Origin of the sequence: Rhizobium sp. 2YAF20 (assembly GCF_052114685.1) — a bacterium.
Classification (GTDB): domain Bacteria; phylum Pseudomonadota; class Alphaproteobacteria; order Rhizobiales; family Rhizobiaceae; genus Rhizobium.
This window is the reverse complement of record NZ_JBFRFF010000022.1, coordinates 35464-57718: the sequence shown is the minus strand read 5'-3', so window position 1 is coordinate 57718 and position 22255 is coordinate 35464. Positions and strand designations below refer to the sequence as shown.

24 protein-coding genes and 1 pseudogene are annotated in these 22255 nt (G+C 60.5%); 15 read left to right on the top strand and 10 right to left on the bottom strand.

Translation table 11 applies throughout. The features are described 5' to 3' along the window. The first annotated feature begins 15 nt into the window (after positions 1-15). From AB4Z52_RS22475 to AB4Z52_RS22465, 3 genes are read left to right on the top strand one after another with little or no spacing between them, the layout of a single operon-like run. Positions 16-603, top strand: a complete 588-nt coding sequence (locus AB4Z52_RS22475; protein WP_442220115.1) for a shikimate kinase — start codon at positions 16-18, stop codon at positions 601-603. Then, positions 603-1736 carry a 3-dehydroquinate synthase gene (gene aroB / locus AB4Z52_RS22470; protein WP_442220114.1) on the top strand — a complete coding sequence of 378 codons (1134 nt, stop codon included), beginning with the start codon at positions 603-605 and terminating at the stop codon, positions 1734-1736. Before AB4Z52_RS22475 ends, aroB begins: the two co-directional genes overlap by 1 nt. Next, entirely contained in the window at positions 1733-3043 is a 1311-nt protein-coding gene (locus AB4Z52_RS22465) for an HlyC/CorC family transporter (RefSeq protein ID WP_442220113.1), read from the top strand. The genes aroB and AB4Z52_RS22465 overlap by 4 nt, the downstream gene beginning before the upstream one ends. 10 nt (positions 3044-3053) lie before the next feature. Here the strand turns inward: AB4Z52_RS22465 and AB4Z52_RS22460 are convergent, their stop codons facing one another. Then, on the bottom strand, positions 3054-3335 hold the full coding sequence (locus AB4Z52_RS22460) for a BolA family protein (protein ID WP_442220112.1): 282 nt from the start codon (positions 3333-3335) through the stop codon (positions 3054-3056). A gap of 109 nt (positions 3336-3444) precedes the next feature. On the opposite strand from AB4Z52_RS22460, the gene AB4Z52_RS22455 reads away from it, so the two are divergent. From AB4Z52_RS22455 to AB4Z52_RS22440, 4 genes are all read left to right on the top strand, one after another. Next, on the top strand, positions 3445-4062 hold the full coding sequence (locus AB4Z52_RS22455) for a J domain-containing protein (RefSeq protein WP_442220111.1): 618 nt from the start codon (positions 3445-3447) through the stop codon (positions 4060-4062). Between the two features lie 316 nt (positions 4063-4378). Next, positions 4379-5368 carry a cobaltochelatase subunit CobS gene (gene cobS, locus AB4Z52_RS22450; RefSeq protein WP_442220110.1) on the top strand — a complete coding sequence of 330 codons (990 nt, stop codon included), beginning with the start codon at positions 4379-4381 and terminating at the stop codon, positions 5366-5368. 16 nt (positions 5369-5384) lie between these two features. After that, positions 5385-7286 (top strand): cobaltochelatase subunit CobT, encoded by a 1902-nt coding sequence (gene cobT / locus AB4Z52_RS22445; RefSeq protein WP_442220109.1) that lies wholly within the window; start codon positions 5385-5387, stop codon positions 7284-7286. A 49-nt stretch (positions 7287-7335) separates the two neighbouring features. Beyond that, positions 7336-8331 carry an esterase-like activity of phytase family protein gene (locus AB4Z52_RS22440; protein ID WP_442220108.1) on the top strand — a complete coding sequence of 332 codons (996 nt, stop codon included), beginning with the start codon at positions 7336-7338 and terminating at the stop codon, positions 8329-8331. 12 nt (positions 8332-8343) lie between these two features. Here AB4Z52_RS22440 and AB4Z52_RS22435 read toward each other — a convergent pair whose 3' ends face one another. Together AB4Z52_RS22435 and rpmB are read right to left on the bottom strand one after the other, a co-directional pair. Next, positions 8344-8979 (bottom strand): queuosine precursor transporter, encoded by a 636-nt coding sequence (locus AB4Z52_RS22435; RefSeq protein WP_442220107.1) that lies wholly within the window; start codon positions 8977-8979, stop codon positions 8344-8346. Positions 8980-9094: 115 nt separating this feature from the next. Continuing rightward, positions 9095-9397: a 50S ribosomal protein L28 gene (gene rpmB / locus AB4Z52_RS22430; RefSeq protein WP_442220106.1), complete on the bottom strand. Its 303-nt coding sequence runs from the start codon at positions 9395-9397 to the stop codon at positions 9095-9097. A 244-nt stretch (positions 9398-9641) separates the two neighbouring features. Between rpmB and AB4Z52_RS22425 the strand changes: the two genes are divergently transcribed. From AB4Z52_RS22425 to AB4Z52_RS22410, 4 genes and pseudogenes are all read left to right on the top strand, one after another. Continuing rightward, the gene (locus AB4Z52_RS22425) at positions 9642-10412 is read left to right on the top strand and encodes a DUF3108 domain-containing protein (protein ID WP_442220105.1); all 771 of its coding nucleotides are present in this window, start codon (positions 9642-9644) and stop codon (positions 10410-10412) included. A 17-nt stretch (positions 10413-10429) separates the two neighbouring features. After that, positions 10430-11323, top strand: a complete 894-nt coding sequence (yddG, locus tag AB4Z52_RS22420; protein ID WP_442220104.1) for an aromatic amino acid exporter YddG — start codon at positions 10430-10432, stop codon at positions 11321-11323. 48 nt (positions 11324-11371) lie between these two features. Further along, positions 11372-12049 carry a methyltransferase family protein gene (locus AB4Z52_RS22415; RefSeq protein WP_442220103.1) on the top strand — a complete coding sequence of 226 codons (678 nt, stop codon included), beginning with the start codon at positions 11372-11374 and terminating at the stop codon, positions 12047-12049. Positions 12050-12436: 387 nt separating this feature from the next. After that, positions 12437-12712: pseudogene (locus AB4Z52_RS22410) on the top strand (transposase); the annotation flags it as partial. Positions 12713-13021: 309 nt separating this feature from the next. On the opposite strand, the gene AB4Z52_RS22405 reads toward AB4Z52_RS22410, so the two are convergent. Then, a complete protein-coding gene (locus AB4Z52_RS22405; protein ID WP_442220102.1) occupies positions 13022-13447 on the bottom strand; it encodes a cupin domain-containing protein in 426 nt (141 codons plus the stop codon). Further along, on the bottom strand, positions 13447-14217 hold the full coding sequence (gloB, locus tag AB4Z52_RS22400) for a hydroxyacylglutathione hydrolase (protein WP_442220101.1): 771 nt from the start codon (positions 14215-14217) through the stop codon (positions 13447-13449). Before gloB ends, AB4Z52_RS22405 begins: the two co-directional genes overlap by 1 nt. A gap of 55 nt (positions 14218-14272) precedes the next feature. On the opposite strand from gloB, the gene AB4Z52_RS22395 reads away from it, so the two are divergent. The 3 genes from AB4Z52_RS22395 to AB4Z52_RS22385 all read left to right on the top strand — a co-directional run bounded on the left by AB4Z52_RS22395 (position 14273) and on the right by AB4Z52_RS22385 (position 17200). Further along, positions 14273-15064 carry a class I SAM-dependent methyltransferase gene (locus AB4Z52_RS22395; RefSeq protein WP_442220100.1) on the top strand — a complete coding sequence of 264 codons (792 nt, stop codon included), beginning with the start codon at positions 14273-14275 and terminating at the stop codon, positions 15062-15064. Positions 15065-15164: 100 nt separating this feature from the next. Next, positions 15165-16274 carry a histidinol-phosphate transaminase gene (gene hisC / locus AB4Z52_RS22390; protein ID WP_442220099.1) on the top strand — a complete coding sequence of 370 codons (1110 nt, stop codon included), beginning with the start codon at positions 15165-15167 and terminating at the stop codon, positions 16272-16274. Then, a complete protein-coding gene (locus AB4Z52_RS22385) occupies positions 16271-17200 on the top strand; it encodes a prephenate/arogenate dehydrogenase family protein (protein WP_442220098.1) in 930 nt (309 codons plus the stop codon). Before hisC ends, AB4Z52_RS22385 begins: the two co-directional genes overlap by 4 nt. A gap of 1 nt (position 17201) precedes the next feature. Here the strand turns inward: AB4Z52_RS22385 and AB4Z52_RS22380 are convergent, their stop codons facing one another. Next, complete coding sequence (locus tag AB4Z52_RS22380) at positions 17202-18218, bottom strand: DUF2125 domain-containing protein (RefSeq protein ID WP_442220097.1); 1017 nt, start codon at positions 18216-18218, stop codon at positions 17202-17204. Between the two features lie 50 nt (positions 18219-18268). On the opposite strand from AB4Z52_RS22380, the gene AB4Z52_RS22375 reads away from it, so the two are divergent. Continuing rightward, positions 18269-18802, top strand: coding sequence for a gamma-glutamylcyclotransferase (locus AB4Z52_RS22375; RefSeq protein WP_442220096.1), 534 nt, complete (start codon positions 18269-18271; stop codon positions 18800-18802). On the opposite strand, the gene AB4Z52_RS22370 is transcribed toward AB4Z52_RS22375, so the two are convergent. The 4 genes from AB4Z52_RS22370 to ftsE all read right to left on the bottom strand — a co-directional run bounded on the left by AB4Z52_RS22370 (position 18803) and on the right by ftsE (position 22168). Continuing rightward, complete coding sequence (locus AB4Z52_RS22370; RefSeq protein ID WP_442220095.1) at positions 18803-19606, bottom strand: lysophospholipid acyltransferase family protein; 804 nt, start codon at positions 19604-19606, stop codon at positions 18803-18805. Positions 19607-19663: 57 nt separating this feature from the next. Then, entirely contained in the window at positions 19664-20425 is a 762-nt protein-coding gene (locus AB4Z52_RS22365) for a YdcF family protein (RefSeq protein WP_442220094.1), read from the bottom strand. 71 nt (positions 20426-20496) lie between these two features. Beyond that, positions 20497-21444 carry a cell division protein FtsX gene (locus AB4Z52_RS22360; RefSeq protein WP_442220093.1) on the bottom strand — a complete coding sequence of 316 codons (948 nt, stop codon included), beginning with the start codon at positions 21442-21444 and terminating at the stop codon, positions 20497-20499. Positions 21445-21508: 64 nt separating this feature from the next. After that, positions 21509-22168: a cell division ATP-binding protein FtsE gene (gene ftsE / locus AB4Z52_RS22355; protein WP_442220092.1), complete on the bottom strand. Its 660-nt coding sequence runs from the start codon at positions 22166-22168 to the stop codon at positions 21509-21511. Positions 22169-22255: the final 87 nt, after the last annotated feature.

Here is a 22255-nt window from a genome sequence, read left to right as displayed (position 1 = left end):
ATTGTGAATGGACCGATGAGTGAAACTGCCCTGACCCTTGGAGGGAGCCTGAGAAACCAAGCACGCGCAGCACTTGGGTCGCGCAATCTCGTTTTTGTCGGGCTTATGGGCGCTGGAAAATCCTCGGTCGGCCGGTTGGTCGCCCTTCAGCTTGGCGTACCGTTCGTCGATACGGATGCCGAGATCGAGCGGGTATCGCGGATGTCAGTGCCGGAGCTGTTTGCCGCCTATGGTGAGCAGGAGTTCCGCTCGCTGGAGAAAAGGGTGATCAAGCGCCTCTTAAAGGGCGGGCCGCGCGTCGTGTCAACTGGCGGGGGCGCTTTCATCAACGAGAACACGCGCCGTCATATCAAGCGCCGCGGCTTTTCCGTCTGGCTGAAGGCTGACCTCGACGTATTGTGGGAACGCGTCAACAAGCGCGATACACGCCCGCTCCTTAAGACAGACAACCCGAAGCAGACGCTCGAAAACCTGATGAACGCGCGCTACCCGATCTACCAAGAGGCCGATCTGACGGTGATCTCGCGCGATGTGAACAAGGAGACGATGGCAAAGGAAGTTCTTGCCGCCGTCATCGATGCATTGAAAGAGAGTAAAGCCTGATGACTGCGATCGTTTCTGCTCCGACCGACCGTGTCGTGCATGTGCCGCTCGGCGAGCGAGCCTACGACATCCTGATCGGCTCCGGCCTGATCGAACGGGCAGGCCTCGAGATTGCCGCGCGGCTGAAGGGCCGGAAGGCTGCAATCATCACCGACGAGAATGTCGCGCCGCTCTATCTTAGCTCGCTGGTCGCAAGCCTTAAGGGGGCAGGCATCCGGTCTGCAAGCGTGGTTCTGCCGGCGGGCGAAAAGACCAAGAGCTTCGAACAGCTGATGACGGTCTGCGATGCCGTGCTTGACGCTCGCATCGAGCGCAACGACATGGTCATCGCGCTTGGCGGCGGCGTCATCGGCGATTTGACTGGCTTTGCAGCGGGGATCGTGCGGCGTGGCGTTCGTTTCATCCAGGTGCCGACCTCGCTTTTGAGTCAGGTGGATTCCTCCGTCGGCGGAAAGACCGGCATCAACACCCGCCACGGCAAGAACCTCGTCGGTGTGTTTCACCAGCCCGATCTGGTGCTTGCGGATACGGATGTGCTCAATACGCTCAGCCAACGGGAGTTCCGCGCCGGCTATGCCGAGGTTGCGAAATACGGTTTGATCGACAAGCCTGAATTCTTCGGTTGGCTCGAGGCCAACTGGCAACAGGTCTTTGCCGGTGGCGTCGAACGCGTCGAGGCGATCGCAGCCAGCTGCCAGGCGAAGTCCGATGTGGTCGTTGCCGACGAGCACGAGAACGGGCAGCGCGCGTTGCTCAATCTCGGTCATACCTTCGGTCATGCGCTCGAAGCCGCGACTGCCTATGACAGTCGCCGGCTGGTCCACGGCGAAGGTGTCGCAATCGGCATGGTGCTGGCGCATGAATTCTCCGCTCGGCTCAACCTTGCAAGCCCTGACGACGCAAAGCGGGTCGAGGCGCACCTGAAGACCGTGGGGCTGCCGACGCGAATGAGTGACATTCCAGGGGAGTTGCCGTCTTCCGAAGTCCTGATGGATGCGATCGGCCAGGACAAGAAGGTCAAGAGCGGTAAGCTGACGTTCATCCTCACCCATGGCATCGGCCAATCCTTCGTGGCCGATGACGTCCCGTCTTCCGAAGTCCTCGGTTTCCTCAAGGAAAAGCACCCGCGATGACGCTTGAAGGCACGCTCGCCACCCTGTTTACCTATTGGCCTGAGATCCTATCCATCGCAGCCCTGGTCCTGTGTTCGGCCTTCTTTTCCGGCTCGGAAACAGCGCTGACGGCCGCTTCGCGCAGCCGGATGCACACGCTGGAGGCCAATGGCGAGGAGCGGGCCGGTATCGTGCGGGCGCTGATTGAGCGACGCGACCGGCTGATCGGCGCGCTCTTGATCGGCAACAACCTTGCCAACATCCTGTCGTCGTCAATCGCGACCAGCCTGTTCCTCGGGCTGTTCGGCAATTCCGGCGTGGCGCTGGCGACCTTGGCAATGACCGTCATCCTGGTCATCTTTGCCGAAGTGCTGCCGAAGAGCTGGGCGATCTCGGCGCCGGATCGCTTTGCGCTCAACGTTGCGCCGTGGGTGCGGATATTCGTCGCGGTCGTCGGTCCGCTGTCCAGTTTCGTCAACGCCATCGTCCGCCGCATCCTCGCGCTTTTCGGCGTCAACCTTTCGAAGGAAGTCTCAATGCTGTCGGCGCATGAAGAGTTGCGCGGCGCTGTCGATTTCCTTCATCGAGAAGGCTCCGTGGTCAAGGCCGACCGCGATCGGCTGGGCGGCCTGCTTGACCTTGGCGAGCTCGAGCTTTCCGACATCATGGTCCATCGCACGGCGATGCGTGCCATCAATGCCGACGATCTGCCGGAGGTCGTGGTGCGCAATATGCTTGAGAGCCCCTACACGCGAATGCCGCTCTGGCGCGGCACCATCGACAATATCATCGGCGTCGTGCACGCCAAGGATCTGCTGAGGGCCCTTGCCGAGCGTAACGTCGAGCCGGAAAATCTCGATATCGTCAAGATCGCGCAGAAGCCATGGTTCGTGCCCGACAGCACCAGCCTCGAAGACCAGCTCAATGCCTTCCTCCGCCGCAAGCAGCATTTCGCCGTCGTCGTCGACGAGTACGGCGAAGTGCAAGGGATCGTGACGCTGGAGGACATATTGGAAGAGATCGTCGGCGATATCGCCGACGAGCACGATCTGGATATTTCCGGCGTCCGGCAAGAGGCGGACGGGTCTATCGTCGTCGATGGCGTCGTGCCGATCCGCGACTTGAATAGGGCGCTCGACTGGAACCTGCCGGACGAGGAGGCAACCACGATCGCCGGCCTCGTCATCCACGAATCCATGACCATCCCCGAGGAGCGACAGGCATTCACCTTCTACGGCAAGCGCTTCACGGTCCTGAAACGCGAGAAGAACCGGATTACCAAATTGCGCATCCGCCCGGCTGATTCCGAGGACAGCAAGCCGGAATAGTGCTTTCCCGCTACCAGCGGGTGGCTTCTCCGGGTGCTGCTGGCTCGATGGCGAGCGCATGCAGGCCGGCATCCAGTTCCGGCTTCAACAGTTCCGTAATTGCGCGGTGCCTTGCAAGCCTCGGCATGCCGGCAAATTTTTCCGATACGATCCTGATGCGCATATGCGTTTCGCCGGTGCCGGTCATGTCGGGCTGATGGCCGGCGTGCAGCTGGCTCTCGTTGATGACCATGAGCCGCTCCGGCGCAAACGCCTTTGCGAGCTTTTCTTCTATGCTTGATTGAACCGACATTTCCTGGATCCCGTCGTCGTCTTCATCGTGAGAAACGGATCACAAAGCCTGCAACAATCTTGTTTGTCAATTCTTGTTGTCGGTGTCCGTCAGCCCCATAATTAGGCGCATGGGACTTGATTCAAAATTCTTCGATGGCATTCGCACCCGTCGCAAGAGACCGGTGGAACCGGAGCATTCGGATCCGACCTGCCAGTGGGACGGCTGCGACAAAACGGGCCTGCATCGCGCTCCAGTCGGGCGCAATGCCGAGGGCCAGTTCTTCCTGTTCTGCTTCGAGCACGTCAAGGAATACAACAAGGGCTACAATTATTTTTCCGGCCTGTCGGATGGCGAGATCGCCCGCTATCAGAAGGAAGCGATTACCGGCCACCGCCCGACATGGACAGTCGGTGTCAACAAGGCGGCACGCAACAGCCCGCTACAGTCGGACATTCGCTCCGGCGCCCATTCGCGCTTTCGCGATCCTTTTGGCTTCGTGGCAGAGGGGCGCGGCAAAGGGCCGCGCTTCGAGACGCAGGCTCCGAAGCTAAAGTCGCTGGAGGCAAAAGCCTTCGCAACGATGTCGCTGGCGGCCAATGCGACCCCCAAGGAGATCAAAAGCCGCTACAAGGAGCTGGTCAAGAAGCACCACCCGGACGCCAACGGCGGCGACCGCGGCTCGGAAGAGCGGTTTCGCGAAGTGGTCCAGGCCTATCAATTGTTGAAGCAGAACGGTTTTTGTTAGACGGTCTCCTTGAGTTCGGATTTGGATAAGGTATGGTCCGGATCGGCCGGGATTGCTGGGCGACCAAGGCGTCAGCTTGCGCATTTGTCGCTTGGATCCAGCGCCGACCTTCCGGACGCGACGTTTCTTGTCCGGGACTCTGTCTAGAATGCTCGCAGGCGCACCGCTTGGTCGCATCGAGGTTTTGCTTCAGTCCCGGAGAAGAATCGCCGACGTCCTGACGTATCTGGACGGGTGGTTGTCCTCCCGTCGCGATACGGTCGCGAAATGGACATGACAATGCGGCCGGGTGAGGATCACCCGCCTTGGAGACACGATGAGTAAGATTGATCTTGATTATTCCCAATTGCCGGACACAACCGTTTCCGTCCGGGAGGCCTTTGGCATCGATTCCGACATTCGCGTTCCGGCCTATAGCAAAGGCGACGCCTATGTTCCGGATTTCGATTCGGACTACCTTTTCGACCGTGATACCACGCTTGCGATCGTCGCCGGTTTCGCTCACAACCGCCGCGTCATGATCTCGGGCTATCACGGCACTGGCAAGTCCTCTCACATCGAGCAGGTTGCCGCCCGCCTCAACTGGCCTTGCGTTCGTATCAACCTTGATAGCCATGTCAGCCGTATCGACCTCGTCGGCAAGGATGCGATCGTCGTCAAGGACGGCATGCAGATCACCGAATTCAAGGACGGCATCCTGCCCTGGGCCTATCAGCACAATGTCGCGCTGGTATTCGACGAATATGATGCGGGCCGGCCCGACGTGATGTTCGTCATCCAGCGCGTGCTGGAATCGTCCGGTCGCCTGACCCTGCTCGACCAGAGCCGGGTCATTCGTCCGCATCCTGCCTTCCGCCTGTTTGCGACCGCCAATACCATCGGCCTTGGCGATACGACAGGGCTCTATCACGGTACGCAGCAGATCAACCAGGCGCAGATGGACCGCTGGTCGATCGTCACGACGCTCAACTACCTGCCGCATGAGAACGAAGTGAACATCGTGCTGGCTAAGGTCAAATCCTTCCGCACGACTTCGGGCCGCGACACGGTATCGAAGATGGTGCGTGTTGCCGACCTTACCCGCGCCGCCTTCATGAATGGCGACCTGTCAACCGTCATGAGCCCGCGTACCGTCATCACCTGGGCAGAAAACGCCGAGATCTTCGGCGATGTCGCATTTGCCTTTCGCGTCACCTTCCTCAACAAGTGCGACGAGCTGGAGCGCCCTCTGGTCGCTGAACACTACCAGCGCGCCTTCGGCGTCGAGCTGAAGGAAAGTGCTGCCAACATCGTGCTCGAAGCCTGAGAAAGACTGATCGGTCATGACAGGTCGTGGAGACAATTTGAAAGCGAAGCCGGGCGCTCCGATCGACATGGAGCCGTTGCGCCGGGCGATCAGCGGCTGCGTCCGCTCGATCGCCGGCGACGCCGAGGTGGAGGTGGCTTTCGCCAACGAGCGCCCTGGAATGACCGGCGAGCGCATTCGCCTGCCCGAGCTTTCAAAACGCCCAACCGCGCATGAATTGGCCGTGACCCGCGGGCTCGGCGATTCCATGGCGTTGCGGCTTGCCTGCCATGATGCCCGCCTGCATGCGACGATGTCGCCGCAGGGGGCTGACGCCCGCGCCATCTTCGATGCCGTCGAGCAGGCGCGCGTCGAATCCATCGGGGCGCTGCGGATGAGCGGCGTGGCCTCCAACATCAACTCGATGAACATCGAGAAATATGCCAAGGCGAATTTCGCCGGCATCGAGCGGCAAGAGGACGCGCCGCTCGGCGAGGCGATGGCGATGATCATCCGCGAGAAGCTAACAGGCCAGAAGCCACCGGCGACCGCCGGCAAGGTGCTGGACCTGTGGCGCCCCTTTATCGAGGACAAGACGTCGGGCGCGCTCGACGCTCTTCCGTCTGCCATCAACGACCAGCAAGCCTTCGCCAAGGCCATCCGCCACGTGCTTTCCGCCATGGAGATGGCCGAGGAGTACGGCGACGACGACATGGAGCCGGATTCCGAGGAGAACTCCGACGACGACCAGCAGCCCCAGGGCGAGGAGCAGCAGCAGGACGAGGTCGAGGACGACGCCGGCTCCGATGCGGCGCCCGCCGAAGACAGCGAGATGTCCGAGGAGCAGATGGAAGACGGCGAGATGGATGGCGCCGAGATTTCCGACGACGACATGACCGACGAGGGCGAGGACGATTCGGAGACGCCGGGCGAGACCCGCCGTCCGAACACACCTTTTGCCGACTTCAACGAGAAGGTCGACTATCGCGTCTTTACCGAAGAGTTCGACGAGATCGTCACCGCGCAGGAGCTCTGCGACACAGTGGAGCTCGAGCGATTGCGGGCCTTTCTCGACAAGCAGCTTGCCCATCTTCAGGGCGCGGTCGGGCGGCTTGCAAACCGCATGCAGCGGCGCTTGATGGCGCAGCAAAGCCGTTCCTGGGATTTCGATCTCGAGGAGGGCTATCTCGACAGCGCCCGTTTGACGCGGATGATCATCGACCCGATGCAGCCGCTGTCGTTCAAGATGGAACGCGATACCCAGTTCCGCGACACCGTCGTCACGTTGCTGATCGACAATTCCGGCTCGATGCGCGGCCGGCCGATCACCGTTGCTGCCACCTGCGCCGATATTCTGGCGCGGACGTTGGAGCGTTGCGGCGTCAAGGTCGAGATCCTCGGTTTCACCACCAAGGCCTGGAAGGGCGGGCAGGCGCGCGAGAAATGGCTCGCCGGCGGCAAACCACAGACGCCGGGCCGCCTCAACGATCTTCGCCATATCATCTACAAGTCCGCCGACGAGCCGCTGCGCCGGGCGCGCAGCAATCTCGGGCTGATGATGCGCGAGGGATTGCTGAAAGAGAACATCGACGGCGAGGCGCTGATCTGGGCGCATAACCGGCTGCTGGCCCGCAGCGAGCAGCGCCGGATCCTGATGATGATCTCGGATGGCGCGCCGGTCGACGACAGCACCCTGTCGGTCAATCCGGGCAATTATCTGGAACGGCATCTGCGCGCCGTTATCGAACAGATCGAAACGCGCTCGCCTGTCGAGTTGCTGGCGATCGGCATCGGCCACGACGTGACGCGTTATTATCGTCGCGCCGTCACCATCGTCGATGCCGACGAGTTGGCAGGTGCCATGACGGAGCAATTGGCCTCGCTTTTCGAGGACCAGTCGCAGCAACCGCGTGGCAGCCGCCGGCGCCGTGCCGGGTGACGATATTTCCGTGTCAACCGTCCGGTCGGCATACACCCCGAGAAATGCGATGAAGCGACTTTGCCGCGCATCCATGCTGGCAGTGCTCTTGACCGGCTGTGCGCCTGCAAAGGAGCCGGCAGATGGCGCGGCCTTCATGCGGGTGACGCAGATTTCGAGCTTTCACTTCGGGTCTGATCAGGCGAAATTCGGCGATCTCGAATTCCTCGGCGGCCTGCAGTTGAACTCCGGCAACGAGCTCTTTGGCGGAGCGTCGGCGATCCGCTTGCGGCCCGATCAGCGGCATTTCATATCGGTGCTCGATACCGGCCACTGGTGGACTGGCACGATCGAACGCGACGATGCAGGCAGGCTCAAGGGGATATCGGGCGCGCGGATCACACCGATGATCGATCGCTTCGGCATCTCGCATGAGGGCAAGGGCGCCATGGATGCGGAAGGGCTGGCGCTACGCGGCGACGACGTTCTCGTCAGCTATGAGCAGGACCATCGCGTCGATGTCTATCCGGATCCGGGTTTCGAGGCGGCAATGCCGATTGCATCTCTTCCAATCCTGATGCGCAGGTCCGAGCTCAGAAGCGATCAGAGCCTTGAAGCGCTGATGATCGGACCGGTAGGCAGTCCGCTTGCCGGCGCCGCCGTGCTCGTCACCGAACGTAGCCTCGATCGCGATGGAAATATGCTGGCGGCTATCCTCGATGGTCCCCTGAAGGGCCGGTTTGCCGTTCGCCACTACGACAATTTCGATGTGAGCGACGGCGTCTTCCTGCCGGATGGGGATTTGCTGTTGCTGGAGCGGCGCTTCGATCTCGCTCACGGGATCGGCATGCGGCTGCGCCGGATTGCCGGCGGCGATATCAAGCCCGGAGCCCTCGTCGACGGCAAGGTCATCTTCGAGGCCAGCGCCGATGATCAGATCGACAATATGGAGGGCATCGACGCCTTTCGCGCCGAAGACGGCACCATCCATCTGATCATGGTTTCAGACGACAACCATTCAATCCTGCAGCGCAGCCTGATGCTGGAATTTCGGTTGAACGGGTAAAAGCCCGGCGCCTCAGGACGCGCGGATCGGCTGCATCGGCTTCAGGACGTTCATCAGCGCGCCGTAGGGCAGGAGCATGACGAGGCCGACGATGAGCTTTACCGAGAAGTCGCCGATCGCCCAGGAAATCCAGCGCGGCGCTTCGGTCGCGAAGATGCCAAGAATCGGGGCCTGTTCGAGGGCGAAAGGCGTATTTGCACCAAGCAAGACGAAGAACGCCGCAAACGAGAGCGAGAAGAACATCAATGTATCGAGCAGCGAGCCGATCAACGAACCTACCAGCGGCGCGCGCCACCAGGCCTGACGGCGCAACCGATTGAAGAGCGCGATGTCGAGCAACTGGCCGGCGAGATAGGCCGAGCCGGAGGCGATGGCGATGCGCGGGACCGAGGTTACGAACGACAGCGTCACGCCGACGACGAAGCCGGCAAAGACCACCTTGCGCGCGGTCTGCGGGCCGAACTGGCGATTGGTGAGATCGGTGATCAGGAAGGCGACCGGATAGGTGAACGCGCCCCAGGTCAGGATATCGCCCAGCTGGATGCCGGCGATTTCGCCGTTCAAAGGGAACTGGACGAGAAAGTTCGAGGCGACGACGACAAGCGTCATTGCGGCAACGTAGATCAGTAGGTAGCGCGTCTTGAGCATTTTTTTATCCTGGGAGATGCCACCAGTTGCAGGGAACCGAGCACAAGGAAAAGGCTTGATCGGATATTATCCGTCAAGCCTTTCGAAGCTCGTATGATGTCAGGTCGCGAGAAGCTTATGCAGCTGCGACTGCAGTTTCTGCGGTCTTCTTGACGATCTGGCGACGCAGCAGACGCGCGCGCATGCTGAGGTTCGTTTCGCTTGCCTTCAAGAGGAAAGCGTCGAGGCCGCCACGATGCTCGACAGTGCGAAGGGCTGCAGCGGAAACGCGCAGACGATAGCGCTGGCCAAGAGCGTCGGAGATCAACGTCACCTTGCACAGGTTCGGCAGGAACTTGCGCTTGGTCTTGTTGTTGGCGTGGCTGACATTGTTACCCGTCAGGACGGCCTTGCCGGTCAATTCGCACATGCGGGACATGGTACACCTATTTTATTTTTGTCTGCCATTGGAAAGCCTTGCCGGCAAAGCCGAGCTTGCGATCCAACAGGCCATGATTGGAAAGTTGCGGTTCTATAGTCAGACAGACCGGCCGCGTCAAGTCAAACCTTGGCCAAACCTTGGGCTTTCCCGCAATTCGGTCAAAAAGCTCGTATTGTCTGCTGGTCGCGGGCAGCGCATAAAGTCCCTATATAAGCTGCCGGAATGATCACAAAGGCCCTTCATGTCGCATTTTGGAAAATGTCTTTTGGCTACGGCTTTGGCGATTGGCGCGCCCGTCCTTGGACATGCCGAGGAATTGCGGCACGAAACCGCCTATCGCGTCTCGCTTGCTGGTATTCCGATCGCCCGTGCCGATTTCCGCACCGATGTCGTCGACAAGCATTTCACCATCAAGGGCGAAGTCAATTCTTCAGGCCTTGCCGATCTTGTCACCACCATCTCGGCACACGCAGATATCTCCGGCCAGGTCGGGCCCAACCGCCTCGAAACGGATCGTTACACGCTGGATTACACCAGCGGTCACAAGCACCATGTCTATGACGTCGTCTACAAGGACGGCAATGTCACCTCGACCACGACGACGCCGGAGCCGAAGCGGCCGAACAATTGGATCCCGGTCAGCCCTGAAGATCTCCGTGCCGTCCTCGACCCGATTTCCGGTCTGATCTTTCCGGCTAACACCAACATCTGCGCCCAGACGCTGCCAATCTACGACGGCGAGACGCGGATGGACCTGAAGCTCTCGCCGAAGGGGTCGCATCCGTTTTCCACGGATGGGTTTCACGGGATCACCACCGTCTGCGGCGTGCATTTCACCGCCAAGGGCGGCTACAAGAAAACCCGTACGGATTTTGAATATCTGAGCAAGAGCAACGACATGGAGATCTGGTTTGCCAAGGCAGAGGTCATGAATGTATATGCTCCGGTCTATGTCCGCATCCCGACGAAATATGGGACGGTGACGATAACAGCGGTGAAATACGGCGGCTGATCGGGTAGGAGAATAGCGTGAAGTTGCGGGCGACCTTGACTGGATTTGCGGCCATCCTGATGTGGTCGTTTCTGGCGCTATTGACGGCCGCATCCGGCAAGATGCCGCCATTTCAGCTTTCCGCCATCTGCTTTGCCATCGGCAGCGTTCCGGGGATCGTGGTCCTCATTCTCAAGCCTGAGCGGCTGAAGCTGCTCCGCCAGCCTGCCAAGGTCTGGATCGTCGGTATTGCAGGGCTGTTCGGCTACCATTTCCTGTATTTTACCGCACTCAGGAACGCCCCGGCCGTCGAGGCCGGATTGATCGCCTATCTCTGGCCGTTGTTGATCGTGGTCGGCTCGGCGCTGCTGCCGGGCGAGCGGCTGCGCTGGTATCACGTTACCGGCGCCATTGCCGGACTTGCGGGCACGATCCTGATCGTCGGCCGCAATGGCTTTCATTTCGAAGGCGCCTATGCGATCGGCTATTGCGCGGCATTTCTTTGCGCCTTCACATGGTCAGGCTATTCGCTGCTTACCCGCCGCTTCGATGCCGTATCGACAGATGTCGTCACCGGTTTTTGCCTTGCGACCTCTGTTCTTTCTCTTGCATGCCATGTCGGGCTTGAGACGACGATCTGGCCGGAGACCATACTTCAATGGATTGCGGTTGTCGGCCTGGGACTGTTCCCGGTCGGCGCTGCCTTCTATGCTTGGGACTATGGCGTCAAGAATGGCGATATCCAGATCCTTGGGGCGGCCAGCTATGCCGCGCCGCTGCTTTCGACGCTCATCCTCACGCTGTTCGGCTTTGCCGAGCCGAGTTGGGGCATTGCCGGCGCCTGCCTGCTGGTGACCGGTGGCGCCGTCCTTGCCGCCCACAGGATGATCCTGAGGCGCCCGTCAGAACCTCAGGCGGCAATCGCCGAGTAAAGAGGTCTGGGAAATGTGGACAGTTATCTGATCCATAGGACGATTGCTATGATCACGAGAATGGTGGTTCAGACGACGATCTGGCTTTTGGCGATGGGGGTCGTCCTCTTCCTTGCAGCCGGCGACTGGGGCTGGCCGCAAGGTTGGGTTTTCCTGGGCGAGATTGCGGTATCGAGCTTCGCCGTGAGCTTCTGGCTGGCGCGGCACGATCCGGCCCTTCTCGCAGCACGCCTCTCCGCGCCTGTGCAACCGGACCAACAACCCTGGGACCGCGTCTTTATGGCCGCGGCGGCGCTCGTCTTCGTCAGTTGGTTGGTGTTGAGCGCTCTTGACGCTCGTCGCTTCGGGTGGTCGGTCGTTCCACTTTGGGCGGAGGCTCTGGGGGCCGTGCTGATCGCGCTGTGCATGCTTGTCGTTTGGCAGACGTTTCGCTTCAACACGTTTGCAGCCCCGCAGGTGCGCGTGCAGATCGATCGGCAGCAACGCGTGATCACCGACGGGCCCTACCGCATCGTTCGCCACCCGATGTATTCCGGCGCGCTACTAATGTTTGTGGGCACGCCCCTGCTGCTGGGCTCCTGGTGGGGCCTGCTGTTCGTTCCTCTCGCCGTCGTTGGCATCGGTTTTCGGGCGGTGGGCGAGGAGCAAATGCTGCGCGTCGAGCTGCCGGGTTACGACGACTACACCAGGGATGTAAGGTTTCGATTGTTTCCCGGCATTTGGTGAAAAACAGAGGTCTCACTCTCGCGAATGTCCGCCAGGCGATCTCGAAAGGCCGCAATGGGCTGTCTGTGGAATTGCCCTCAGGCGGGCATCCCTTACCCGGTTTCAACCGGCTGAGCCCGAGATGCTGGCGGTCAAGCGCCAGCGCTAAAACACTTTCGGCGCCCATGGGCGTTGATCGGGGTCGAATGCCAGTCCTATGACGGCACGCTGGCCAGCCGCCGTTGTCACGGGCCAAACGTCAAAGCGCGAGGCCAACGTCGGATAGATTCCGGCGCGCCCGACGGTCCCATCGCCAGCGACGATCGAGCCGCCTCGAAATCGGCCTGCTGCGGTTCTAGGTCGCCGGCTCTGTTGACGGAAACCACGTCGCCCTCTGCTACAAGCATCACGACTCGCTATCAGTCGGGCGAAGTAGACTATGATGGCCATATCTCCCGACGCGGAGACACGCATATACGTTCCCTTCTCTATGAAGCCGCGGTAGTGATCCTGACACGCAGCCAGGCCGACAGCGATCTGCGCAATTGGGGTATAAAACTACGCGAGAAGATTGGCTGCAAACGCTCCGCTGTCGCTGTCGCCCGCAAGCTCTGGAGAAGCTAACCCAAGTGCATCATGCATGCGATGCTTCGCTCCGGTGAAGTCTTCAACAGGGCGACAGCCACCAACTCTCGAGCTTTGCAGCGCCCATGGCGTGAAGTGGCGTCCCTGCCGAGACCGAGGCTGGTCCATTCCGTTAACACCGTTGCACCACGAGTTTGCTTGCAGCGTGCGAGACATACATTGGAAGGACCGTCCCGCGAAGCACCATAATGCGGCGACCTATGTCGACCGCGTAGACGACCATGCTCCCGGCAAATAACCTCCCGCACCTAAAAGGCGCTTGCAAAGCTCGCTATTAGACGACGGTCTAACTACTTGTTTTGACGCAATTCCGAGGGAAAACCGCTTCACACTTTTTCTGGAATTGCTCTATCCAGCCAATGGCTTCCATCCAGGCGGCGCCATTTCGAAGCTCGAAAACTCGAAACCGGGCGCAACCGTGCAGCCGACAAGGGTGAAATCACCGAGCGTTTCCGCCGCCTGCCACCAGTTGGCCGGGACGACCGCTTGCGGACGCTCGCCCTTTGCAAGGTCTGTGCCGAGAATGATCGTTTCGGTGGACTTGCCATCGTCCGACAGGTGCAGCGCCAGCGGCGCTCCGGCGTAATAGTGCCAAACCTCGGTAGCGTCGTGGACGCGGTGCCAGTGCGAATGCTCGCCTGCCTGGAGCATGTAGTAGATTGCCGTGGAATGGCCGCGGGTCTCGTCCGTGCTGTCTCGAAATGTCTGGACATACCAGCCACCCTCGGGGTGGGGCCGCATCGCAAGTTCGCGAATGATGTCTTCCGGTCGCATCAGAAATTGTCCTTGCGCTTTCGGATTTCGGCAAAGACTTCCTCGTTGCTACGGTTTTCCATCAAGAGGTTGCGGCGGATCGACGGATCGGCGGCGCGCAGGAAGGGATTGGTTTCCTTCTCCAACGCCAGCGTCGTCGGAATAGTGAATTTTCCTTCCGCTCGCAGCGCTTCGATATCGGCAGCGCGGGTCTTCAGGCGTTCGTTGTCGGGATCGATCGTCAACGCGAAACGGGCGTTTGCCAGCGTATATTCATGGCCGAAATAGATGGCTGTTTCGTCGGGAAGTGCCGCGAGCTTTTGCAGCGAGGCCCACATGTCGCTTGCCGGCCGCTCGAACAGCCGGCCGCAACCGAGTGCAAACAGCGTGTCGGCGGAAAACAGCAGCTTGTCGTCCTCGAAGTGGTAGCAGATGTGGCCGGCGGTATGACCTGGTGTTTCGATGACGTTGACGGTATGGCCGCCGAACTCGAAGCTGTCGCCATCGCCCACCGCGCGGTCGAGTCCTGGAATTGCCACTGCCTCGTTGATCGGGCCGATGATTTCGCAGCCGAACTGCTCCTTCAATGCCAGGTTGCCCTCGACATGGTCGGTGTGTTGGTGCGTCGTCAGAATATGCGTGATCTTCCAGCCGCGACGTGCGGCAGCGGCCAGCACCGACGCTGCCTCGGGCGCGTCGATCGACGCAGTCAGCCCGGCTTCCGGATCGTGGACCAGAACGCCGTAGTTGTCGGTCCGGCAGCTAAAAACTTCTATTTCCAAAGGCTTCATCGTCGAAAATGTCCTTAATCCCATGTCGTCAGGACCAAATGTAGAGGCTGCGGCCTTGAAGTCCAACCGCCTCCTGATAACATTTGTCGCAATGCACGCTGATATCGTCGATCTTCGCCAATTCTATCATTCCGAGCTCGGTCGCTTTGCGGAACAATCGATCGCGATGGCGCTGTCGTCGCTTTGGGCGCGGTTGCCAGAAGAGCGGCTTGTCGGCCTTGGTTATTCTGTCCCCTATCTCGACCGCTTTCGCCCCGACACCGAGCGCACCTTCGCCTTCATGCCAGCCGGGCAGGGGGCGGTGAACTGGCCGATGGGATCTGCCTCATCCACCGCGCTGATCTTCGACGAGGAGCTGCCGCTGCCGGATTCATCGATAGACCGGGTGCTGATGGTTCATTCGCTTGAATTTGCCGAAAGCCCGCGGGAGACGCTGAAGGAGCTATGGCGAATACTTGCGCCGGGCGGACGGCTGGTGATTGTCGTCCCGAACCGCACGGGCGTCTGGGCGCGGATGGAGCATACGCCGTTCGGCTCCGGCAGGCCCTATTCGCGCGGGCAGCTTACCGCTCTGCTGCGTGAGACAAATTTCACCCCTGGGGCCTCCGCCGAGGCCCTGTTCTTCCCACCGTCGAAGCTGCGTACCGTGCTGAAGCTGCGGCGCGCCTTCGAGCGGATCGGCCGCACGCTATGGCCGGCTTTTTCGGGCGTGATCATCGTCGAGGCGCAGAAGCGGCTCTACCAGGGGCTTCCGGTCGCCGTGCGCACCTCGCGCCGGGTTTTCGTTCCGGTTCTGGCACCACGCGGCGTTCCGACCGCCCGCAGGGAGACGAGCGTCGAGCGCTGAGGCGTGTGTCCGCCTCCGCCCTCGACAAAACCGTCTTTCCGCATTAATGCCACGGGGTGTCTCAAGCCGGAATTTTCCGGCCCGTTCCAAGGTCAGTCCAATGAGCATTGAAATCAGCAAGCCTGTTCCGCGCCCCGGTATTCTCGATATCGCAGCCTATGTGCCGGGCAAAGAACATGCACCGGGTGTTGCCCGCGTGTTCAAGCTGTCCTCGAACGAAACGCCGTTAGGCGCCAGCCCCAAGGCGATCGAGGCTTTTCGTGCCGCCGCCGGGCAGCTGGAGCGTTATCCCGATGGCCAGGCGAGCGAACTGCGCCAGGCGATTGCCGGGGTCTACGGGCTGAATGCTGCCAATATCCTATGCGGCAATGGCTCAGACGAACTGCTTGGCTTGCTCTGCCATGTCTATCTTGCCCCCGGCGACGAGGCCGTTATCACCGAACACGGCTTCCTCGTCTACAAGATCCAGATCATGGGTGCGGGCGCAACGCCGGTGACCGTCAAGGAAAAGGACTGTACGGTCGATGTCGACGCCATCCTTGCCGCCGTCACCGACAAAACGAAGATGGTCTTCATTGCCAATCCGGGCAATCCGACGGGCACCTATGTTCCGGTCAGCGAAATCCGGCGGCTGCAGGCGGCTCTGCCGAAGCATGTCATCCTCGTGCTCGACGCCGCCTATGCGGAATATGTCCGCCGCAACGACTATGAAGCCGGGATCGAGCTCGTCTCGTCGAACTCCAACGTCGTAATGACGCGCACCTTCTCGAAGGTCTACGGCCTTGCCGCCCTGCGCGTCGGCTGGATGTTCGGCCCTTTAGAGATCGTCGATGCGCTCAACCGTTTGCGCGGACCATTCAACATGAATGCCCCGGCGATTGCCGCCGGCGCTGCCGCCGTCCGCGATCAGGCCTTCGTCGAGACCGCTGTTGCCCACAATCTGCTCTGGATCGAGAGGCTGACCGGCGCGCTTGAGACCATTGGCCTCAAGGTGACGCCGTCGGTTGCCAATTTCGTTCTTATTCATTTCCCCGATGTCGACGGAAAACGCGCTGTTGACGCCGACGATTTCCTGACGAGCCGCGGGTACATCCTGCGGGCGGTGCGCGGCTATGGCTTTGCCAATTCTTTGCGCATGACCGTCGGCACGGAAGAAGCAAACCGCGGCGTCATCGAAACGCTCGGCGAGTTCATGGGGCGCAAGGCATGAGCAGTGTTCAGTTCGACCGAATCGCGCTGATCGGCATCGGGCTGATCGGCTCTTCGATCGCCTACGACATCAGGCGGCTCGGGCTTGCCAAGGAGATCGTCGTCAGCACGCGTAAACCCGAGACGCTGAAACGGGCCGAAGAGCTCGGGCTTGGCGATCGCTATACGATATCAGCAGCAGAGGCTGTCGTGGATGCTGATCTGGTCATCGTCTCGGTCCCGGTTGGCGCGTCGGGCAGCGTTGCCGAGGAGATTTCGGCGCATCTGAAGCCTGGCGCGATCGTCACGGACGTCGGATCGACCAAGGCATCCGTCATCGCGCAGATGCAGCCGCATATTCCTGCAGGCGTACATTTCATCCCTGGGCACCCTTTGGCGGGCACCGAAAAATCAGGTCCGGACGCCGGCTTCCCCGGCCTCTTCGACGGCCGCTGGTGCATCTTCACGCCGATCCCCGGAACCGATGAAGCGGCGATCCAGAAGCTGCGCCATTTCTGGGAGACGCTCGGTTCCCGCGTCGACGAAATGGATGCCGAGCATCACGACAAGGTGCTGGCGATCGTCTCTCATCTGCCGCACATCATCGCCTACAACATCGTCGGCACAGCCGATGACCTGGAGACAGTGACGGAATCGGAAGTCATCAAATATTCCGCGTCTGGCTTTCGAGACTTCACGCGTCTTGCCGCTTCCGATCCGACCATGTGGCGCGATGTCTGCCTGCACAACAGGGATGCGATCCTCGAGATGCTGGCGCGCTTTTCCGAGGATCTCGCATCGCTGCAGCGGGCGATCCGCTGGGGAGAGGGCGACAAGATATTCGAGCTGTTCACCCGCACGCGGGCGATCCGCCGCTCGATCATCCAGGCCGGACAGGATGTCGATGCGCCGGATTTCGGACGCCACGCGCTCGACAAGAAAAACTAGTTCAAATCGGCGGAATGGAGCCGAGGGGAATGAAACCGCTGAGCGTGACGTTGCCGTGATCGGCCGTCAGATCGACTGAAACATTGTCGCCGCCCGCAGCCATCGCCTTCAATAGTTTGGCGGCAAGGTCAATCGTGTGTTTGGCGGCCGGTATCGCGGTCTTGAGGCCGTCGCGCCATGGCCCGAGCTGGTCGATCTCGAGCTTGAACTGGCCGGAGACATAGCCTTGCTCATCGAAGGAAAAGGGGCCGGACAGCGTCATGACGCGACCGTCGCCGATATCAGCCACGACGCGGTGCAGAATGCCTGACGTAGCGTTCAGGCGCCCGTCCTTGTCGCTGCCATCGAGCAGACCCGCCTTGCCGCTGAGCGTAATGTCGGCATTTGCCGTCAGCGCGGGCAGGATCTGGGGGAAGTCCTTGATGACGGCGTTCGCGTTTTCGACGCCGATCGCGGTTTCGAGGTCATCGCCGTTCTGGCGAACGTGAATTTCGGTATGGCCGGCAGTCACGTTGATATCCTGCCCGTTGAAGGCGGAGACGATGCCGGCCTTGAGCCCTTCGATGGCCGTTGTTCCCTGTTCTATTCCCTTTCCCTTGGTGACAAGCGTCGATTGAAGGTCGGTCCATTCGGCCGAAATCGCCAGGCCGTTCGCATTTCGGATTTCGGCCGGCGACTTCAGCTGCCAGGCGATATGGCCGGGCTGATAGACCGCGGCGGAAGAAGTCAGCTTGTCAAATGAGGCCGAGATGCCATTGACATGATCGTCGACCATCACCTTGGAGCAGTACATGCCGATCTTGAAGGGGAAGCCACGGAAATCCAGGTCGGTGCATTCGGCAGATATTCCGGCGTTGTCGCGCTTGCCGAGCGCACGCAGGACATTGCCCTTCAGAGCCGAAACCGCATAGTACCAGCCGCCGACGTAAAGTGCCGCGACAACAACAACAAGCCCAACTCCGGCCAGCAACACTCGTTTGCCGATACCGGACGTGCCGGTTTGGCTTGACGCTGCCATGATGATCTCCAATGGTTGATCGCGACGCTCACACTGATTTGGCTTTGGATATGGACGAATTTTGGGTCTTTGGCTACGGATCGCTAATGTGGAATCCGGGTTTTGCCTATGAGGAAAAAGCCGACGCGCTGATCTTCGGATATCGCAGATCGCTTTGCGTCCTTTCCTGGGTCCACAGGGGAACGCAAGCCAGTCCAGGCCTGGTGCTGGGCCTTGATCGCGGTGGAGCCTGTCGAGGCACGGCATTCCGTGTCGCCGAGCATGAACGGGAGGACGTGCTCGCCTATCTGCGCGAGCGCGAGCTGGTGACCAACGTCTATCTGGAGAGGTTGTCGCCCATTCGCCTTTCAGACGGACGACGGGTCACTGCGGTCGCCTATGTCGTCGACCGCGATCACCGCCAATATGCGGGCTCGCTCGATGCCGTGTCCGCAGCCCACGTGGTCAACGGCGCCAGCGGCCATTCGGGGCCGAACGACGCCTATGTGTTCAACACGTTGGCGCATCTCAAGGAGCTCGGCATCCGGGATCATTGGCTCGAGCAGGTGACGGATGAGATCGAACGGATGCGCCAAGCCTCCTGATCAGGCCGACGCCGCGACGACCTTGGCGGCAGCAATCTCGGCCAGCCGCCGGGCCGCGGTCGGCGGTACCGGAAGGTTCGGATTGCGGGCGAACGTCTCGACCAGCAACTCGTCGCTTGCTTTTTCCGTTTCCGCAATCAGCCGCGCAAAGAAGGCATCCGGATCCATGCCTGCTTCGATGGGGGGCAGGATGCGCACTTTGAAATGGCCGGGGTAGCGCTGAAAGGTCCGCCGCGGCCAGAAAAGGCCGGGATGCATGGCAACAGGCACGACCGGCACACCAAGATCGCGGTACATGCGGGCGATGCCGTATTTGTAGAGCGGCTCGGCTCCAGGCGGGCGACGGGTGCCCTCGGGGTAAATGATCAGCTGGCGGCCCTTTGCCAGGACCTCGCGGGTGCGTTTCAACACATCCAGCATGACCTTGCCGCGCGCGCCGCGGTCGACGGGGATCATCTGCTGCTTGCCCGCATACCAGCCAAATAGCGGGATCCACATCAGCTCACGCTTGAGGATGTAGACCGGATCGTCGAGGTAGGGGAGAAGCGCGAAGGTATCCCAGAAAGACTGGTGCTTCGGCGCAAGGATATAGCCGCCGGCCGGAATATTCTCCAGTCCTTCGATCTCGAAGGTCGTGCCGACGATCTTTTCCATCAGCCATACGCTCGACCGCGCCCAGTTCTTTGGAATGGCATAGGCGGCCTTGCGCGGCATGAGGAAGTAGATCGGCGACAGAACGATCATCCGGATGATCAGGTTTGCATAGAAGCAGAGGTTGAACAGGATCGAGCGGACAATATTCATGGAGGCTTCCCTGGCCGGATGCTTGACGCGTCAACGACGGCCTACACGAAATCGCGGTCAATAAAAAGTCAGCTGATGCGGCGCCGTCGATTGGCTCGGGGGGGCATCCTTGCTGACGGTTTCTTCCGATACCTGCGAGCGAAGACCTGGCGGCCGGCCGAAGCCGGTCAGATTGCGGGCGCCGGCGAGCAGCACCTTGCCATATTCGATCAGCATGGTGCGCAGCGCGTTCGGATCGGTGAACCAATTGGCGCTTTTCAGATCCGTATTGACGACGGGATACGGGATGAAATCGGTGGCCGGATCGACATATTTCAGCTCTGCGATGCTGCGGGGCATATGATAGTTGTTGGTGACGACCAGCACGCTCTTATAGCCGTTGGAATGAATCCATTTGGCGGCTTCGCGCGCGTTGCCGATCGTGTCGACCGCGTCGTAGCCTATGTCGACGCAGCATGAAAACAGATTGGCGGGGCTCTGTGTCATCTTTCTAATCTGCGAGCGTGTGGTCGTCGGGTGAACCCCCGAGATCAGCAATCGGTTGCCGGCTCCCGTGCGTAGCAATTCGACGGCCTGATCGATGCGCTGATAGCCGCCGGTCAAAACAACGATCGCGTCCGCCTTGGGGTCGGCAGGAGGCTTCAGGGTGGTGATCGAATCGGCAAAACGCAAAAAGCCTCCGAAGACAACCGCCAGCAGAAAGATCAGAGAAAACCCGCCCCAGCGAAGCACGCGACGCAGCAGACTGCGACGCACCGAGCCGTCCGGGTTCAATCGCACCCGGCTCGTTCCCCAACCTAAGCTCTTGCGCGTCGTCATCAGGTCTATGCTCGAATCGTCAGTAATCGCACATTGCTTCACGGAACAGGCTGATTGATGGCAGGATAACGTCAATTCGCGATTGTATCGCTCCTGCTCGGATCGGATCTTATAAGGTCTATTTCGCAGATGGTCCGCATGACGGTAAAGCGTGCGGTGACGGTGGTCAGCAGCGCGATGATCACCATCGTCGCGAAGATGCCGACATAGCCAAGCGCGCCGACTGAAAAGGTGCCGAAGAGAGCAGTCGCCTGGTCGGTCTGTGGTGTCGCTATAGTGTGGCTCTGAAGGAAACCTGCGGCCGCAAAAAAGAGGGCCGCCAGAGCGCTTCCAATCGCCGAGCCTTTGAAGCTGATCTTCAGAAAATGCTTTTGAAACTCGGTGGCGACGAAACTCCCTTCGGCTCCGACGAAATGCAGCACCTCGACGATATGCCGGTTGCCCGAAAGCGCGCCGCGCGTTGCAAACACAACGGTTAGGACCATCGCGGTGAAGACGAGCAGCAGCACGCCCGTTCCGATCATGACCGTCGTGTGTGCCATCGAGACCAGCCGGTCGACCCAGGTGCGGTGGTCGTCGAGGGACGCTTGCGGGATCGAGTCCTTCAGCAGCGAGCGCATCCCGTCAAAATCGGGTGGATGAGTTTCGTCGATGGTGATGATCACAAGGCGCGGGACCGGCAATTCCTTCAGATCGAGGCCTGAGCCGAGCCAGGGCTCCAGCAATCGAGCGGTCGCGGCCTCGTCGACGATCTGGCCGGTCTTGGTGCCGACGAAGGTGAGCGCGATGTCGCGCGCCTGCACCAGCGCTTTGTCCATATCGAGATTGTCGTCCGGCTTGATCTGGATCGTCACCTCGCGGGAAATCTGGCTTTCCCAACTGGCCGCCGTCGCGCGTACCATGCTGACCGCGCCAAGCGTCAGGCAGGCAAGAAAGGCCATGATGGCAATGACGACAACAAGCGCATTGCCCTGGATATTCGAGGACGGCACGATCGGGCCTGTCGGCCGTACACGCATTTCCGGCCGCTTGCCAGGCACAGGGGCAGCTGGGCGGGGGCGTTTCTGGCGTGGCTGGGCGGGCTTAGTCATAGACGTCGAGATGCCCCCCGGAAAGGATCATGCGGCGGGCCTCCACCTGGTCCATCAGGGTCAGATCGTGCGTCGCGATGACGACCGCCGTGCCGAGCCTGTTCAGTTCGAGGAAGAGGTTCAAAAGCCGCCGCGCCATCGGCGGATCGACATTGCCCGTCGGCTCGTCGGCAAGCAGGATTTCCGGCCGGTCGATCAGCGCCCGAGCAATCGCTGCGCGCTGCTTCTCGCCGCCTGAAAGCACCGGCGGCAGTACGTTGATCCGTTCTCCAAGCCCGACCCACTTCAACAGTTCGAGCACGTCGGTGCGATACGAGCTCTCGTCCTTGCCGCGAACCCTTAAAGGCAGGGCCACGTTTTCGTAGGTGGTCAGGTGATCGAGAAGACGGAAATCCTGGAAAACGATGCCGACCCGTCGTCTGAGCAACGGCAGTTCGGCGCGCGGAATGACGGTGATATCCCGGCCGAACATGCGGATCAGACCGCGGGTCGGCTGCAGCGACATGAAAAGCAGGCGCAGCAATGTCGTCTTGCCGGCGCCCGATGGACCGGTCAGGAACTGGAACGACTTTTTCGGAATGTCGAAGGTCAAGTCCCGGAGAATCTCCGGGCCCATGCCGTAGCGCAAACCGACGTTTTCAAAGTGAATCAACGGGCAGCCCAGTCTTCCGGGTTTTGATAAGACGAGTTGTTAATCAACACAGTTAACAGGCGGTAAATTTTGCCGAAAACGCGCCAG

Bases quoted from the DNA above. Each gene is read 5' to 3' on its own strand.
- gloB (WP_442220101.1), bottom strand. From the start codon at position 14,217: ATGAAGCCTTTGGAAATAGAAGTTTTTAGCTGCCGGACCGACAACTAC.
- AB4Z52_RS22360 (WP_442220093.1), bottom strand. From the start codon at position 21,444: ATGCGTGTACGGCCGACAGGCCCGATCGTGCCGTCCTCGAATATCCAG.
- cobT (WP_442220109.1), top strand. From the start codon at position 5,385: ATGACAGGTCGTGGAGACAATTTGAAAGCGAAGCCGGGCGCTCCGATC.
- rpmB (WP_442220106.1), bottom strand. From the start codon at position 9,397: ATGTCCCGCATGTGCGAATTGACCGGCAAGGCCGTCCTGACGGGTAAC.
- AB4Z52_RS22435 (WP_442220107.1), bottom strand. From the start codon at position 8,979: ATGCTCAAGACGCGCTACCTACTGATCTACGTTGCCGCAATGACGCTT.
- AB4Z52_RS22385 (WP_442220098.1), top strand. From the start codon at position 16,271: ATGAGCAGTGTTCAGTTCGACCGAATCGCGCTGATCGGCATCGGGCTG.
- AB4Z52_RS22380 (WP_442220097.1), bottom strand. From the start codon at position 18,218: ATGGCAGCGTCAAGCCAAACCGGCACGTCCGGTATCGGCAAACGAGTG.
- AB4Z52_RS22370 (WP_442220095.1), bottom strand. From the start codon at position 19,606: ATGAATATTGTCCGCTCGATCCTGTTCAACCTCTGCTTCTATGCAAAC.
- AB4Z52_RS22460 (WP_442220112.1), bottom strand. From the start codon at position 3,335: ATGTCGGTTCAATCAAGCATAGAAGAAAAGCTCGCAAAGGCGTTTGCG.
- AB4Z52_RS22425 (WP_442220105.1), top strand. From the start codon at position 9,642: ATGTCGCATTTTGGAAAATGTCTTTTGGCTACGGCTTTGGCGATTGGC.
- AB4Z52_RS22475 (WP_442220115.1), top strand. From the start codon at position 16: ATGAGTGAAACTGCCCTGACCCTTGGAGGGAGCCTGAGAAACCAAGCA.
- cobS (WP_442220110.1), top strand. From the start codon at position 4,379: ATGAGTAAGATTGATCTTGATTATTCCCAATTGCCGGACACAACCGTT.
- AB4Z52_RS22465 (WP_442220113.1), top strand. From the start codon at position 1,733: ATGACGCTTGAAGGCACGCTCGCCACCCTGTTTACCTATTGGCCTGAG.
- AB4Z52_RS22405 (WP_442220102.1), bottom strand. From the start codon at position 13,447: ATGCGACCGGAAGACATCATTCGCGAACTTGCGATGCGGCCCCACCCC.
- AB4Z52_RS22440 (WP_442220108.1), top strand. From the start codon at position 7,336: ATGAAGCGACTTTGCCGCGCATCCATGCTGGCAGTGCTCTTGACCGGC.
- aroB (WP_442220114.1), top strand. From the start codon at position 603: ATGACTGCGATCGTTTCTGCTCCGACCGACCGTGTCGTGCATGTGCCG.
- AB4Z52_RS22375 (WP_442220096.1), top strand. From the start codon at position 18,269: ATGGACGAATTTTGGGTCTTTGGCTACGGATCGCTAATGTGGAATCCG.
- AB4Z52_RS22455 (WP_442220111.1), top strand. From the start codon at position 3,445: ATGGGACTTGATTCAAAATTCTTCGATGGCATTCGCACCCGTCGCAAG.
- AB4Z52_RS22365 (WP_442220094.1), bottom strand. From the start codon at position 20,425: ATGACGACGCGCAAGAGCTTAGGTTGGGGAACGAGCCGGGTGCGATTG.
- AB4Z52_RS22415 (WP_442220103.1), top strand. From the start codon at position 11,372: ATGATCACGAGAATGGTGGTTCAGACGACGATCTGGCTTTTGGCGATG.
- hisC (WP_442220099.1), top strand. From the start codon at position 15,165: ATGAGCATTGAAATCAGCAAGCCTGTTCCGCGCCCCGGTATTCTCGAT.